General features: G+C 51.8%; 12 protein-coding genes and 2 tRNA genes. 7 read left to right on the top strand and 7 right to left on the bottom strand.

Annotation, left to right across the window (positions count from 1 at the left end; genetic code table 11):
- The first annotated feature begins 4 nt into the window (after nucleotides 1-4).
- The 6 genes from ON072_RS13290 (at nucleotide 5) to ttcA (ending at nucleotide 6,172) form a co-directional block, all read left to right on the top strand.
- Nucleotides 5-2,401: a heavy metal translocating P-type ATPase gene (locus tag ON072_RS13290; RefSeq protein WP_261752509.1), complete on the top strand. Its 2,397-nt coding sequence runs from the start codon at nucleotides 5-7 to the stop codon at nucleotides 2,399-2,401.
- Complete coding sequence (gene ccoS / locus ON072_RS13285) at nucleotides 2,398-2,625, top strand: cbb3-type cytochrome oxidase assembly protein CcoS (RefSeq protein ID WP_044734483.1); 228 nt, start codon at nucleotides 2,398-2,400, stop codon at nucleotides 2,623-2,625. Before ON072_RS13290 ends, ccoS begins: the two co-directional genes overlap by 4 nt.
- On the top strand, nucleotides 2,615-3,307 hold the full coding sequence (locus ON072_RS13280; protein ID WP_044734484.1) for a sulfite exporter TauE/SafE family protein: 693 nt from the start codon (nucleotides 2,615-2,617) through the stop codon (nucleotides 3,305-3,307). The genes ccoS and ON072_RS13280 overlap by 11 nt, the downstream gene beginning before the upstream one ends.
- 55 nt (nucleotides 3,308-3,362) lie before the next feature.
- Nucleotides 3,363-4,115: an electron transport transcriptional regulator EtrA gene (gene etrA, locus ON072_RS13275; RefSeq protein ID WP_025010389.1), complete on the top strand. Its 753-nt coding sequence runs from the start codon at nucleotides 3,363-3,365 to the stop codon at nucleotides 4,113-4,115.
- A gap of 89 nt (nucleotides 4,116-4,204) precedes the next feature.
- Nucleotides 4,205-5,131: a universal stress protein UspE gene (gene uspE, locus ON072_RS13270; RefSeq protein WP_025010390.1), complete on the top strand. Its 927-nt coding sequence runs from the start codon at nucleotides 4,205-4,207 to the stop codon at nucleotides 5,129-5,131.
- 78 nt (nucleotides 5,132-5,209) lie between these two features.
- Nucleotides 5,210-6,172, top strand: a complete 963-nt coding sequence (ttcA, locus tag ON072_RS13265) for a tRNA 2-thiocytidine(32) synthetase TtcA (protein ID WP_045282778.1) — start codon at nucleotides 5,210-5,212, stop codon at nucleotides 6,170-6,172.
- A gap of 90 nt (nucleotides 6,173-6,262) precedes the next feature.
- On the opposite strand, the gene ON072_RS13260 is transcribed toward ttcA, so the two are convergent.
- From ON072_RS13260 to ON072_RS13250, 3 genes are all read right to left on the bottom strand, one after another.
- A complete protein-coding gene (locus ON072_RS13260) occupies nucleotides 6,263-6,715 on the bottom strand; it encodes a GNAT family N-acetyltransferase (RefSeq protein ID WP_261752510.1) in 453 nt (150 codons plus the stop codon).
- Between the two features lie 154 nt (nucleotides 6,716-6,869).
- Nucleotides 6,870-7,499 (bottom strand): DUF2987 domain-containing protein, encoded by a 630-nt coding sequence (locus ON072_RS13255; RefSeq protein WP_261752511.1) that lies wholly within the window; start codon nucleotides 7,497-7,499, stop codon nucleotides 6,870-6,872.
- A complete protein-coding gene (locus tag ON072_RS13250; protein ID WP_071238157.1) occupies nucleotides 7,477-8,304 on the bottom strand; it encodes a glucosaminidase domain-containing protein in 828 nt (275 codons plus the stop codon). Before ON072_RS13250 ends, ON072_RS13255 begins: the two co-directional genes overlap by 23 nt.
- Nucleotides 8,305-8,454: 150 nt before the next feature.
- Between ON072_RS13250 and yvcK the strand changes: the two genes are divergently transcribed.
- Nucleotides 8,455-9,357: a uridine diphosphate-N-acetylglucosamine-binding protein YvcK gene (gene yvcK / locus ON072_RS13245; protein WP_071238158.1), complete on the top strand. Its 903-nt coding sequence runs from the start codon at nucleotides 8,455-8,457 to the stop codon at nucleotides 9,355-9,357.
- A gap of 91 nt (nucleotides 9,358-9,448) precedes the next feature.
- On the opposite strand, the gene ON072_RS13240 is transcribed toward yvcK, so the two are convergent.
- The 4 genes from ON072_RS13240 to ON072_RS13225 all read right to left on the bottom strand — a co-directional run bounded on the left by ON072_RS13240 (nucleotide 9,449) and on the right by ON072_RS13225 (nucleotide 13,439).
- Entirely contained in the window at nucleotides 9,449-10,642 is a 1,194-nt protein-coding gene (locus ON072_RS13240; RefSeq protein WP_208134495.1) for an amino acid aminotransferase, read from the bottom strand.
- Between the two features lie 255 nt (nucleotides 10,643-10,897).
- A tRNA-Ser gene (locus tag ON072_RS13235) sits at nucleotides 10,898-10,985 on the bottom strand.
- A gap of 201 nt (nucleotides 10,986-11,186) precedes the next feature.
- A tRNA-Ser gene (locus ON072_RS13230) sits at nucleotides 11,187-11,274 on the bottom strand.
- Between the two features lie 164 nt (nucleotides 11,275-11,438).
- Nucleotides 11,439-13,439 carry a methyl-accepting chemotaxis protein gene (locus ON072_RS13225; RefSeq protein WP_261752512.1) on the bottom strand — a complete coding sequence of 667 codons (2,001 nt, stop codon included), beginning with the start codon at nucleotides 13,437-13,439 and terminating at the stop codon, nucleotides 11,439-11,441.
- Nucleotides 13,440-13,587: the final 148 nt, after the last annotated feature.

The raw sequence follows: 13,587 nt of genomic DNA, 5'->3' as shown, positions 1-13,587 counted from the left end.
TGTCATGACACATACAGTCTGTTTTCATTGTGGGGAGCCCGTCACCACGGGCATGCAGTTCAGTACAGTGATTGATGGTCAGGCTCAGCCCATGTGTTGCCTTGGATGTCAGGCTGTGGCTCAGGCCATCATGGATGCCGGGCTGACCAATTACTATAAATTTCGCTCCGAACCCGGCAGCAGGCAAAACGCCCTGGTGCCGGATGAGCTCAAGACCTTCAGTGCCTACGACCTTCCCGAAGTGCAACAGGACTTTGTGCACGATCAGGGTAATCAAACCTCCGTCTCCCTATCGATTGACGGCATTACCTGTGCCGCCTGCGCCTGGCTCATCGAGCACAAAGTCAAGCAGTTGCCCGGCATAGTCTCGGTGCAGGTCAACTCTACCACTCAAAGAGCCCTCATCAGCTGGCGCCCGGCCGACATCAAACTGTCTGAAATACTCAATCAAATCGGCCGCATCGGCTATCAGGCGGCACCTTACCAGCTGGATGATCAGGAAGTTCAGAGTAAAAAGAACAGCCGTAAGTTTCTGTTGAGGCTTGGCTTGGCGGGCTTTGCCACCATGCAGGTAATGATGTTCGCCCTGGCGCTGTACGCCGGTTACTTTACCGGGCTTGAGGTGGAATATCGCGACTATTTCCGCTGGGTGAGCATGATGTTTGCCGCTCCTGTGGTGTTCTACTCGGCGCAGCCTTTCTATTTCAGTGCCCTGCGGGCCCTGCTCGCCGGCAGGCTCAATATGGACGTTTCTGTCTCCATTGCCATCTGCGGCGCCTATATCGCCAGTTGTATCGCGACAGTGCAAGGCACAGGCGAAGTCTATTTCGAGTCTGTGTCCATGTTCACCTTCTTCCTGCTGCTTGGGCGCTATTTTGAGCAGGCAGCGCGGCAAAAAGCCTCGGTCAGTTCGAGTAACCTGCATAAGTTAGTGCCCTTGACTGCACAGCGTATCGGGGATGATGGCGGCAGCGAAGAGATCCCCGCCAAGCGCTTGCAAATAGGCGATCTGGTGCTGGTTCGCCCTGGGGAAGTGATCCCCGCCGACGGCTTGGTAGAGCAAGGCCATTCCGCCGTCAACGAGGCCATGCTCACCGGTGAGCAGATGCCACAGAGCAAACTACCGGGAGCTCAGGTTTATGCCGGTACCATCAACCAGGATCAACCGCTTAAAGTACGGGTGAACGCCATAGGCCAGGACCAACTGGTGGCAGAGATCATCCGTTTGCAAGAACTGGCCTCCAATAATAAGCCTGCCGTCGCCATGACGGCCGACAAGCTGTCGCGCTATTTCTCCGGCACCATACTCAGCATCGCAGCCATCACTTATCTGGTATGGCACCAGTTCTCGCCCGAAGACGCCTTCTGGGTCACTCTGTCAGTGTTGGTGGCTACCTGCCCCTGTGCGCTGGCCTTGGCAACTCCGACGGCTGTGACCTGCGCCACAGCGCTGTTCACCCGCCTGGGGGTGATTACCCGTAAAGCGGGAGTGTTTGAAAAGCTGCCGCAAATTGATGCCGTGGTCTTTGACAAGACAGGTACCCTTACCTGCGGCAATCTGACCTTGCTGGAAACCCGCATCACCATAGGCCGTGAGGCTGAGTATAGCGAGTTGCAGGTGCAACAAGTGGCGGCAGCGCTTGAAGCCGGTTCACTGCACCCGATAGCCCTGGCCTTTAGCCCTTATGCCGGCGCTCTTGAAGCCAACGAGGTGCATCATCAGGTGGCTCGCGGCATCAGCGGCAAGATCAACGGTCGCGACTTTAAGATAGGCAACGGCGAGTTTGTTGGAATCGAGCTCGCCGCCAGTGAACAGCAGCAAGTGTTCCTTGCCGATGAGCAAGGCTTGGTGGCCAGTTTTATTTTGCAGGACAGGCTGAGGGAAGACGCCAAGGATACGGTCGAGGCTCTCAAGGCAAACAATATCCGTCTGGCGATTGCCAGCGGCGATACCCGGCCCCATGTGGAATCCCTGGCTCGGCAAGTGGGCATAGCGGAAGTGCACGCAGACATGAGCCCGGCAGATAAACTCGATTATGTACGCCGTTTGCAACAGCAACATAAGGTGGCCATGTTCGGCGACGGCATCAATGATGCCCCTGTGCTTGCCGGCGCCGATCTCTCTATCGCCATGGGCAGTGGCACTGCGCTGGCGAAAAACAGCGCCGATCTGATTTTGCTTGGCGATCATCTATGGCGTTTTACTCAAGCCATAGCGGTTGCCCGTAAAGCCAATCGTATCATTCGCCAAAATCTTGCCTGGGCTTTGGGATATAACCTTCTTATACTGCCTCTGGCCGTTACAGGCCATGTCGCACCATATATCGCCGCCATCGGCATGTCGGCCAGTTCGCTGATCGTTGTCAGCAACAGCCTCAGACTTCTCAGGGTTCGCTTATGAGTATTATCTACGTACTAATCCCCATCGCCATGCTGTTTGTGCTGATTGCTGTTGGTGTCTTCTTCTGGGCGGTAAAATCGGATCAATTTGACGATCTCGAGCGCCACAGTGTGTCGATTCTGTTTGATGAGGAACCTTTGGACAACAAGGCGCAACAGGAGCAATCTCAAACGGCTGAAGCTGAAGTCACTCAAGCGCCTCAGGATAGAGGCAATGGAATATAACCTCACCGGCGCCTTTTTGGTGGGCCTGATGGGAGCCGGACACTGCTTTGGTATGTGCGGCGGTTTGGTGGGCGCCTTTTCCAGCCAGCTTCCCGCAGCCCATCGAGGCCAGAATCCGTTGGCGCAACAACTCTCGTTTCTGCTTCCCTATAACCTTGGTCGTATTCTCAGTTACAGCCTGGCCGGCGCTTTGGTGGGCGGTTCTGCCGCCGGGCTTGGCATGCTGTTTGATATCGATATCTACCTCTTGGTGCTCAGGCTCATTGCCGGTGTGATGATGATCGCCATGGGCCTCTACATTGCCCGCATCTGGGCCGGTTTGGTGCAGATTGAGCGTCTTGGTCAGGGATTGTGGCGTTTACTTAAACCATTGTCCCAAAAAGTGTTACCTGTAACTCATCCCGGGCAAGCTTTGGTGGCCGGCATGGTTTGGGGCTGGCTGCCCTGTGGCCTGGTATACAGTACTCTCACCTGGGCAGTGGCCAGTGGCAGTGCTGGCCAGGGCGCGCTAATCATGCTTTGTTTCGGTTTGGGAACATTACCTGCCTTGCTTAGCGCCGGAGTTGCCGCCAAGGCGCTGGCCGACTGGGCTCAAAAGCGCGCCGTACGCTTGATTGCCGGTTTACTCCTGGTTGGCTTCGGGATCCAAACACTCTATATCGCCCTGGCTCAGCTTGACTAGCCGGGGTCGGTGAATTGGTTTAACATGGGAAGAGTCGCTTTACTTGAGAAAGACTATGACAATAGACAATAACAAGCATCGTCGCCCTGCTGCCGGGGGCTGTACCATTCATTGTCATGATTGCAGCATGGGGACCTTATGCATTCCCTTTACGCTCAACACCAATGAGTTGGATCAGCTTGACAATATTATCGAGCGCAAGAAACCCATTCAGAAGGGTGAACAGTTGTTCAAGTCCGGAGATCCGCTGAAATCTCTGTATGCTATCCGCTCCGGAACGATTAAAAGCTATACCATCACAGAACAGGGCGATGAGCAGATCACCGGCTTCCACCTGGCCGGTGATGTCATAGGCTTTGACGGTATCCATGCCCAATCACACCAGAGTTTTGCCCAGGCCCTGGAAACCTCTATGGTGTGTGAAATCCCCTTCAATACTTTGGACGAACTCTCCGGCACCATGCCCAAACTCAGGCAGCAGATCATGCGCCTGATGAGTAATGAAATCATGAGTGACCAAGGGATGATCCTGCTGCTCAGCAAAAAGAATGCCGAAGAGCGCCTGGCGGCCTTCATCAGTAACCTGGCGGCCCGATTCGGTAGCCGCGGCTTCTCCCCCAGAGAATTTCGCCTCACCATGACCCGTGGTGATATAGGCAACTATCTTGGCCTGACGGTGGAAACTATCAGCCGTTTGCTGGGACGGTTCCAAAAGGCCGGACTGATTGAAGTAAAAGGAAAATATATCACTATACTGGATCTTGAAGAGCTCGACAGGCTGGCTGGAGCCGCCCGGATAGCAAGATAGCAAGCGATTCAATATATTGATCTCAAGCAATACAAATCACAGCCAATATCGCATGATATAGGTATATCCTGCGGAATAAGGAAAAAGCCATGAGGGATTATCAAAAGCTATTGGTCGTAGTCGACCCTACATCGGAAAAACAGCCTGCCCTTGCCCGCGCGGTGGAACTCGCCACTCGCAGCAAGGCCAAGATCACTGTCTTTCTGTCTATCTTTGATTTCTCCTATGAAATGACCTCTATTCTTTCCAATCAGGAACGTGAGGCCATGCGTCAGGGGGTTATCAATCAACGTAAAGCCTGGATTGCCGATCTGCTCAAGCCGCATCAGCAAGCCGGACTCGAGATGGACAGCGAAGTACTGTGGCATAACCGCCCCTTCGAGAGCATCATCAACTTTGCCATTCAGGGAGAGTACGACCTGATAGTCAAAGGCACCCATGAGCACGACAAACTCAAGGCCGTTATTTTCACCCCCACCGACTGGCACTTGTTGCGTAAAGCTCCAGTGCCTGTATTGCTGGTAAAACAGCATGACTGGCCGGTGAAAGGCAAAATTCTCTGCGCCGTCAACGTTGCCTCTGAAGATGAGGAGCATCAATCCCTGAACGGCAAGATCATTGAACATGCCCAGGAACTGGCGGCCAAGTTTGATGCCGAGGTGCACCTTGTCAACGGTTATCCCGGAACTCCGGTCAACCTGGCGATTGAACTGCCGGACTTTGATGCTCACACCTACAACGAAACCATTCGTATGCAGCACGAGCAGCGGGTCAATTATCTGGCCAACAGTTACGGGGTCGATACCGCCCACTGCCACGTGAAAGAAGGTTTACCTGAGGATGTTATCCCTGAGCTGGCGGAGCAACTGGACGCCGAGCTGGTCGTTCTCGGTACTGTGGGTCGTACCGGATTCTCTGCCGCGCTTATCGGCAACACGGCAGAACATGTAATAGATTCGGTCAACTGCGATCTGCTGGCGGTAAAACCCGACGGTTATAAGTCGCCTCTGGCCTGAGTCGCCCCTTTACCCGACCGGCTTTAGCTGGAATAATACGCGCCCTGAACCACAGTGTTACTGGGCGCTTATTTTTTTATGTCTGAAGTTATGCAAGAGCTGGATAAGAAACAAATCACTCGTCTCAACAAACTGCAAAAGCGTTTACGCCGCGAAGTCGGCAGTGCCATTGCTGATTACAACATGATTGAAGAAGGCGATCGCGTGATGTGCTGCCTCTCCGGCGGCAAAGACAGCTATGCCATGCTGGACATTTTGTTGAACCTGCAGCAGCGTGCACCTGTGCAGTTTGAAATTGTCGCCGTCAATCTGGATCAGAAACAGCCCGGCTTCCCGGAAGAAGTGCTGCCGGCGTATCTGGATAGCCTAGGCGTGGCCTACCATATTCTAGAAAAAGACACTTATTCGATAGTCAAAGATAAGATCCCAGAAGGCAAGACCACCTGCTCGCTTTGTTCCAGGCTGCGCCGCGGTACCCTTTATGGGTTTGCCCAGCGAATAGGTGCCACCAAGATAGCGCTGGGCCACCACAGAGACGACATCATAGAAACCCTGTTCCTCAACATGTTCTATGGTGGCAAGATGAAGGCCATGCCACCCAAGTTGCTATCGGATGACGGTGCCAATATGGTGATCCGTCCCCTCGCCTATTGCCGAGAAAAAGACATTGCCGAATACGCCAAACTGAAAGCCTTCCCTATCATTCCTTGTAACCTTTGCGGCTCCCAGGAAAACCTCAAGCGCGCCGAAGTCAAAAATATGCTCAAACTGTGGGACAAACAGTTCCCCGGGCGCATCGAAACCATCTTTACTGCGATGCAAAATACCGCGCCGTCCCAGGGTGTTGACCGCACAGTGTTCGACTTTATGGCACTGGAGCGCAATCCGGATGCTCCTGCCAGCGGGGAAGTTGCCGAAGCCGATTTGCCCGCATTTGACTTTATGGATGTCAGCAACAGCGGTCATATCGATCTCGACAGTGCCGCCAAACATGCAGATCAAAGCCAACGTATCGAAGTGGTTGGCATCTATCAGCCTTGATACAACTATTCCGAACAAGCACTTGGTGCTTGTTCGGAAATGCTCTGTTTACTGCCGCTTACTTCATCAAAACTAAAGCCACTATCAAAACTAAAGCCACTTTTGCATAAACAGCAAACGCTTGCCATTGACCTTAGTAGTATCGATTTCAGTAGCATCGAATTCACAATAGCCCAGCTTTTGATAGATATGGCGGCCAACCTGATTAGTAGCAAATACATCGAGCCAGATACGTGAAGCGTTTAACTCATTAAGGCAATACTCTTCCATCAATTGCATCGCTCTTTGACCTAAACCTTGACCCTTATGGGCGACAACAATTCTTCTGAACTCTATCTCCTTCGGCTTATCCTCGACCAAAATCATAAAACCCGCGAGTAACTCATTTTGATAAATCGAAAGATAGTGGACAGTATCCTTCGTCATTTCAGCCAGATGCTTTTCCGCCGGATAAGGCATGATAAAGCCGGCCGTATTTTGCAACTGTTCCATTGCCACGAATTGGCCAATCTCAGTAGCAATAGCCTGCCTTAATTCAATCATCTTACTTCCGATCTCAAAATGCTAACCGCACTATTCTATATGTTGCAGGAGAGACGATATCGGACCTGTGCCGGATACGACATAAAAATCCCCGCAATGCGAGGCTCTGCTTTGTTTGACCATAAACCCAGCGGGTTTAGCGGTTACTCGTTTGTCATTTGCCTGGCGCGACCCAAGGGCTGATCACTTTGGGGGTAGCGTCAAACTTCAGCGTCTCGAGTAACGCGATTTCCTTGTTACTGAGTTCATAGCGCTTATCCAGCGCCTGATGGCGGCCATCGAACCAAGCACCATTTTCACTGCCGCTAAACTCTATGCTCAAACCCGAGATAGGCTTGGCGAAGTACTTCATGGGAAAGCCTTGCATCTGCTTCAGTGCTTCATTCATTTGACTGCTGATGTTTCTCAGCTCATCGCCGCTGTATTCTTGCTTGGGATTACGCACTCTGAGCTGCATCCCAATGCCACAGCCTTGCCCTTCACCTGCAATCTCAAGATTAATCAAGGCCCTGGCATTCTTGAGTTTTTCATCAAAGGGAATAAATAGCCGTTGGCCGGCATCGAAGGTCAGCGGAAAGCGCTCAGTCTCTGTACTGATACTGCCGGCTTTCACCTGACAGTTCTGGGTTTCAGGCACTGTAAACGCCAGATCTATGAGCTGATAATTCCCCTTATTCATCACTTTCATCCGCGCGTAAAAGTCGGCGTAGTTCAAAGATACCTGGCTCGCCATCAAAGAGGGTGACAGCAACAAGAGTGCACTAAACAGCAGTTTTTTCGACATGGTTATCCACCAAATATTCTTCGTTGTGACGCAGCATATCGAGCAATTCGTCTATGTAGGCTTCCTGACGCTCCGAGTAGTTGACCAAACCATAGACCAGCTTTTCAGCGATCAGCGGTTCTTGCTGGCTACGGAGATCGGCGCGAATGGAGCGAAACAGAGAATAGGCTGCATTGGAATTAAGATTGCGCATATAGGAAGCCACGGAATCATCGACCGATTTAAATACCGCAACCTCATGGGCCATGCCCTCGCTGCGTGACTGCGGCACCAAGCCGCAGCCTTTCTTGAAACACCATTGGCCAAAGAAATTGAGTCCTTCGCGGGCAAAGCGTGAGCTGCCCCAGCCGGTCTCATTGGCCGCCTGGATAAGTACCATAGATTCGGGGATCACATCGACCCGACGCAGCAATTTATTGATGCTGTCGCTATCGATAGCGCGCATGGCATATTGATACTTTTCCGCCAAGCGTTGAATACGATATTGCTCGGCATCATTGAGCTGATGCTGGTTTTGCAGATGTTTTTGCACCTGCTCGAGGAATTTACGTTCCTCGGCGATAATCCGGTTTTGTTTTTGCACGGCCGGACGCAGGAAGTCAAAAAACGCCTGTTTCTTGTCGCTGACAACACTGATACTGCTGAAATCGGGGATCAAGCTGACGCCCAATTGGTTCTTTATCAGTGGCGCTGAAGTCTGCTCGGCGGTTTTCAAGCTGGGTATCAAATACACTCTCAGTGCCAATACCGACAGGATCACCAAAGCCAGTGCCAGGGTAAATGAGCCAAGTTTTCCGGTTTTCAATCAGTCTTTCCTTTTGCCTGTTGCCCAAAGGTTACGGGGAAAATGTCCGCGCATTATATGTCAGATATCTCTTTTCACAAAATCAGCCGCTGGCAGCTTTCCCCCACTAATGTAGAATGTAAGGGTTTGAAACCGCAGCAAGGATCCGCTATGCAAGCGCAGTTGTTCAGTCAATATCGGCAAGTTGTTGCCATTGGCGGTGGCCATGGTTTGGGAAGAGTCCTGTCAGCCTTGGCGTTTCTGGGTAACCACCTCACCGGCATAGTGGCGACAACAGACAATGGCGGCAGCACTGGCAGGTTGAGAAACAGCAATGACTGTATCGCCTGGGGCGATCTACGTAACTGTCTCAGCCAGCTGGCCCATAAACCTTCTGTTGGCTCCTTGTTGTTCGAATACAGATTTGATGGCCAGGACGAACTCAGCGGCCATAACCTGGGCAATCTTATCCTGACCGCGTTGGATCAGCTCTGCGTCCGTCCGCTTGAGGCTATCAATCTTATCCGTGGCCTACTCAAAATCGAGACCCGTCTGTACCCCATGTCGGAACAGCCCACACACCTTTTGGCACTCGATGTCTCCGGCAGTAAGGTGTTTGGTGAACTGGAAGTCGACAGCATGGCAGAGCGGCCCGTGGCAATGAATCTTGAACCTATGGTTCGGGCCACAGAGGAAGCGGTGGCGGCGTTGACGGCTGCCGAACTGATAATTTTAAGCCCGGGAAGCTTTCTCACCAGCTTGATGCCGCCTTTGCTGTTGCCCGAGTTGGCTGCCGCCATTAAAAACAGCGCCGCTAAAGTGGTATTTATCGATAATCTGAAGCCCGAGGCTTCTGTGGCAGGCGAACTCAGTCTCAATGCCAAACTGGATTGGTGCCAGCAACTCATAGGCACAGGGCGTATTGATGCTGTGCTGTGTCATGGTCAGCCTGCGCAAGAAGGATTGATTTATCGCTCGCCGCTTGCCGACCCAATCCAGAGTGGCTGCCACGACAGAGATGCCTTGGTCAGCGCCCTGGTGCAAGCTCTGCAGCCGAAGAAACTCATTGCCTGAGCAGCATTTTTTACACAGTTTTTTGTGGCCGGATAAGTAAAAAGGACAGCCGCAGCTGTCCTTTTTTTAAGTTTAGCAAAATCCAACGGGCTTAGAGCACCTTGGCTATCGCCTTGCAGATAACCGGCATATTGGTCTTGGTCATCCCGGCAACACTGATACGGCCGGAGCCGACAATGTAGACGCCGAACTCATCTTTAAGCCTGGCAACTTGTTCCTTGTTGAGGCCCGAGAAGCTGAACATACCGTTTTGACGAGAAATGAAGCTGAAGTCGCGATCGACGCCTTCGGCCTTGAGGCTTTCAACGAACAGGGTTCTCATGCTGGCTATGCGCTGGCGCATTTCAGTCAGTTCTTGCTGCCACAGGGCATTTAGTTCACCGTCGTTGAGAATAGTGCTGACAATCATGGCACCATGAGCCGGTGGATTTGAGTAGTTGGCGCGAATGGTACGCTTAACCTGACTGAAAGCCCGAGCAGCAGATTCACTGTCTTTGGCCACCAGAGTCACGGCGCCGATACGCTCATTATAGAGCCCGAAGTTTTTCGAGAAAGAGTTGGCAACCAGCAGCTCAGGCACCAAGGCGGCAACGGCTCTGAGCCCTTGGGCATCTTCTTCAATTCCAGTACCAAAGCCCTGATAGGCAAAATCAAACAGAGGAACCAGGCCATTTTCGGCACACAGTTTGGCAACTTGCTGCCATTGATTGATATTCAGATCGATACCGGTCGGGTTGTGGCAGCAGCCGTGCAGCAGCACAAGATCACCCTCACTCGCCTGCTGCAGATCTGTCATCATGGCATCGAAGTCGAGATCATGGGTTTCTGCCTGATAATAGCTGTACTCTTTGATCTCAAGCCCGGCGGTTTCGAAGATGTTCTTGTGATTGGCCCAGGTTGGGTTGCTGATCCAAATGGTTTTGCTGTCTGTGTTGCTCAGAACAAACTCGGCAGCGACCCGCAGCGAGCCGGTACCTCCCGGCGCCTGAGCCGTTACTGCTCGGCCAGCGGCGATTATGACGTTGTCTTTACCGAATAGCAGTTGTTGAACCGCCTGGTTATACAGGGCAACCCCTTCTATACCGAGATAGCTCTTAGTCTTTTCCTCTTCGAGCAACTTGGCCTCTGCCAACTTGACCGACTTGAGTACCGGGGTCTGGCCAGCCTCATCCTTATAGATGCCAACACCCAGGTTGACTTTATCCGTGCGGGGATCGGCTTTAAAAGCCTCGGTTAAACCAAGAATGGGATCGGCCGGCGCGGCGGTAATCTGAGAAAAAATCATGACAGCTTTCCTGTAATTGGACATGTAGGGACAAATCGGCTCCATTTATACCATTGTCCTCGCCCGGGTTATAGTCTCCTTGGCAGATTCTGAGTCATTTAATTTATTACTTGAAGGATATTCACTCAGAAAGGAAATTTGTCATGGATATGACAACGAAATGCGCTACGGATGGCTGCAGCCTGTTTGTGATGTCGGTTAGGTTCGGAAATGAAAAACGGGACCCAGTTAATACTGGGTCCCGTTATCAGAATCTGGCGGTGAAGGAGGGATTCGAACCCTCGATACGTTGCCGTATACACACTTTCCAGGCGTGCTCCTTCAGCCACTCGGACACCTCACCGTACGTTGGACATTGCGTCTCAACGGGGCGCTACTATAGAGAACTCCAAAGGCCGGGTCAATGCTTTATCGCGCATTATCATCCGTTCGCTTGGTTTTTAGCCTTGAAGGACAGAACAGTCTGAGATGACTTCCCTATCATCCCCTGGGCTTTACAAACGAAAACGGGGTTCAGCCTAAACTGAACCCCGTCGTCTAAATCTGGCGGTGAAGGAGGGATTCGAACCCTCGATACGTTGCCGTATACACACTTTCCAGGCGTGCTCCTTCAGCCACTCGGACACCTCACCGCATCGATACTATTTACTGTGCGTATCAACACATTCAGCAAGAGATATCTCTATCCCCTTGATAGAGCGGTACTTTACGCAAAAGGCGAATGCCGGTCAAGCAAAAATCCGCCTTAATATCCGTTTGCGCGTTTGCTGAACAAAGCGGGTGAAAAATGCCGCAATCAATGTTCATTGAGGCGGAATTTACTCACTTCATCGCTCATCTTGTTGGCGTCTTTAATCAACAGCTCATTGAGTTTGCCAAGCTCATTGGCGATATCCTGAGTATTACGGTAAATATCGCTAATCTTCATAGCGTTGCGATTCACCTCTTCTGATACGGCCGATTGCTCATGGGTCGCGGCAGCTATCTGTTCATTCATGCTATCGATAACCTCCACGTGCTCAACTATGCGTCTTAGTTCCTCACCGGCGCGATTGGCCTCATCGACACTGGTACCCGCCTGCGTCTTGCCTTTGGTGATGGCGGCTACCGCCACTTCGGCGCCCTGTTTGAGCCTTACTGTCATATTACGAATATCTTCGGTGGAAGATTGTGCCCGCTGCGCCAGATTGCGCACCTCATCGGCCACCACGGCAAAGCCGCGGCCCATTTCGCCGGCCCGGGCGGCTTCGATGGCGGCATTCAGAGCCAGGAGATTGGTCTGCTCGGCTATGCCACTGATGACCTCCAGTACACTGACAATGCCGTGAATATCTTTATCCAGTTTGGATATTGCATCGGCGGCATAACTAATCTCTTCAGCCAGTTCATTGATGGCCGATGCCGTGCGCCCCACTTCCAGGCTCCCTTCCCTGGCCTCAGTGCTGGCTTGATTGGATGCTTCCGAAGCCCGTACCGCATTGGAGGCAATTTCCTGTACGGTTGAGCTCATTTCTGTCATCGCCGAAGCCACTTGTTCTGTCTCACTGTAGCCAACAGATACATCGGCCTGCATCTGGGTCGAGTGTTGTTCCATCTGTTGCACCACTCCAAGCAGGGTCTTGCTGCTGGAGCGGACGCGCAGTATTACCTGTTCAAAGTCAGTCATCATACTGTTGAAAGACTCGGCAAGCTCGCCAAATTCATCTTTGCCCGTATGGGGCAAACGCACGCTTAAGTCATAGTGAGCCCTGGCTCGGGTTACGCCCTGATGTAACTCCCTCAAGCTGCCGTGCAGATACTTGAGTATGATGCTGGAGACCAGACTGACAATGATCAGACCTATCACCATGATCCCAAGTAGAAGCCAGGTCTGATTGGCTGCGCTTTGCTGTTTACTCAGAGTCTCTGCCAGCAGTTTGTCTGACAGCTGCTGCTCAAACTTATGCAGAAGATCGATACGGGCAGTGGATTGGGTAAACCAGGTTTCGGGAGATTGAGACTTGAGATCTTCGGCTTTCTGACCAAAGGCCAATTCCCTCAAGCGCGCCACTTCAGCCACTGCGGCTTGGGCTTGCAATACCTGTAGATTCTTGAGTGCGGTTTCATCAGCCAAGGCCACAAACCTTTCCTGATAAGCGTCCTGCTCGGAAACCAGAGTGATAAATTTGCGATAGACACCGGGTTTGAACTCACTCTGGCCGAAGGTTGAACTCAGTACGGCCCGCTCGATACCGGCGCGTTCCTTCATCTGCAAAAAGGCAGAGAATGCTGCAGCTTGCATGGCAATTTGTTGATCGCCGCCCTTCTGTACACTGAGATCGACAATCGACAACAGTAATTTATTCAGTTGAGTGTAAAACGCCACTTCTTCAGCAACGCTTATCCCTTGTCTATCAACCTGGCTGCGAATTTCTCTCAAGCGGGCAATGCTGTTCCTTGCCTCGGTTAAATCAGCGGCAAAATCGGCGGGCAGTTGATGATCATTCAAGAAATCATTGAATTGTTGGAGTTGATTATCTGTGAGTTGCCGCTGGCCCGGCAGTTTGTCGGCAAAGCTCTTGCCCTTGGAGCCGAGATAACCGGCGCTCATGCCGCGTTCTTTTTGCAGCTCATGCACCAGCGCCGAGTTAACCACCGCCAGTTCACTGAGATCCAGCACTTCTTCCAGGCCATTGGCGAGCGACAGCCGATCGCTGAACAACAAAATACCAAACAGGGTTGCCGCAATGAAAGGCGGCAGGATAACCAAGAGAAATTTTTGTTTCAGAGGAAGATTTTCAATCCATTGCCATTTCATTGATGCATCCTTTAAGCAGCTAACTTACTAATTTATTGCTATGAAATACAATTTTTAGCATACGTCGGCAAGTATAGTCGATGAAACCGAGTGTAAATGGAAAAAGAGCCTGCATTTGCAGGCTCTTTGACTTGGTTCAAACTCTTGT

Origin of the sequence: Shewanella sp. K8, assembly GCF_028823715.1 — a bacterium.
Classification (GTDB): domain Bacteria; phylum Pseudomonadota; class Gammaproteobacteria; order Enterobacterales; family Shewanellaceae; genus Shewanella; species Shewanella algae.
Note: the sequence above shows the minus strand (reverse complement) of the source record. Positions and strands in the feature narration are given on the sequence as shown.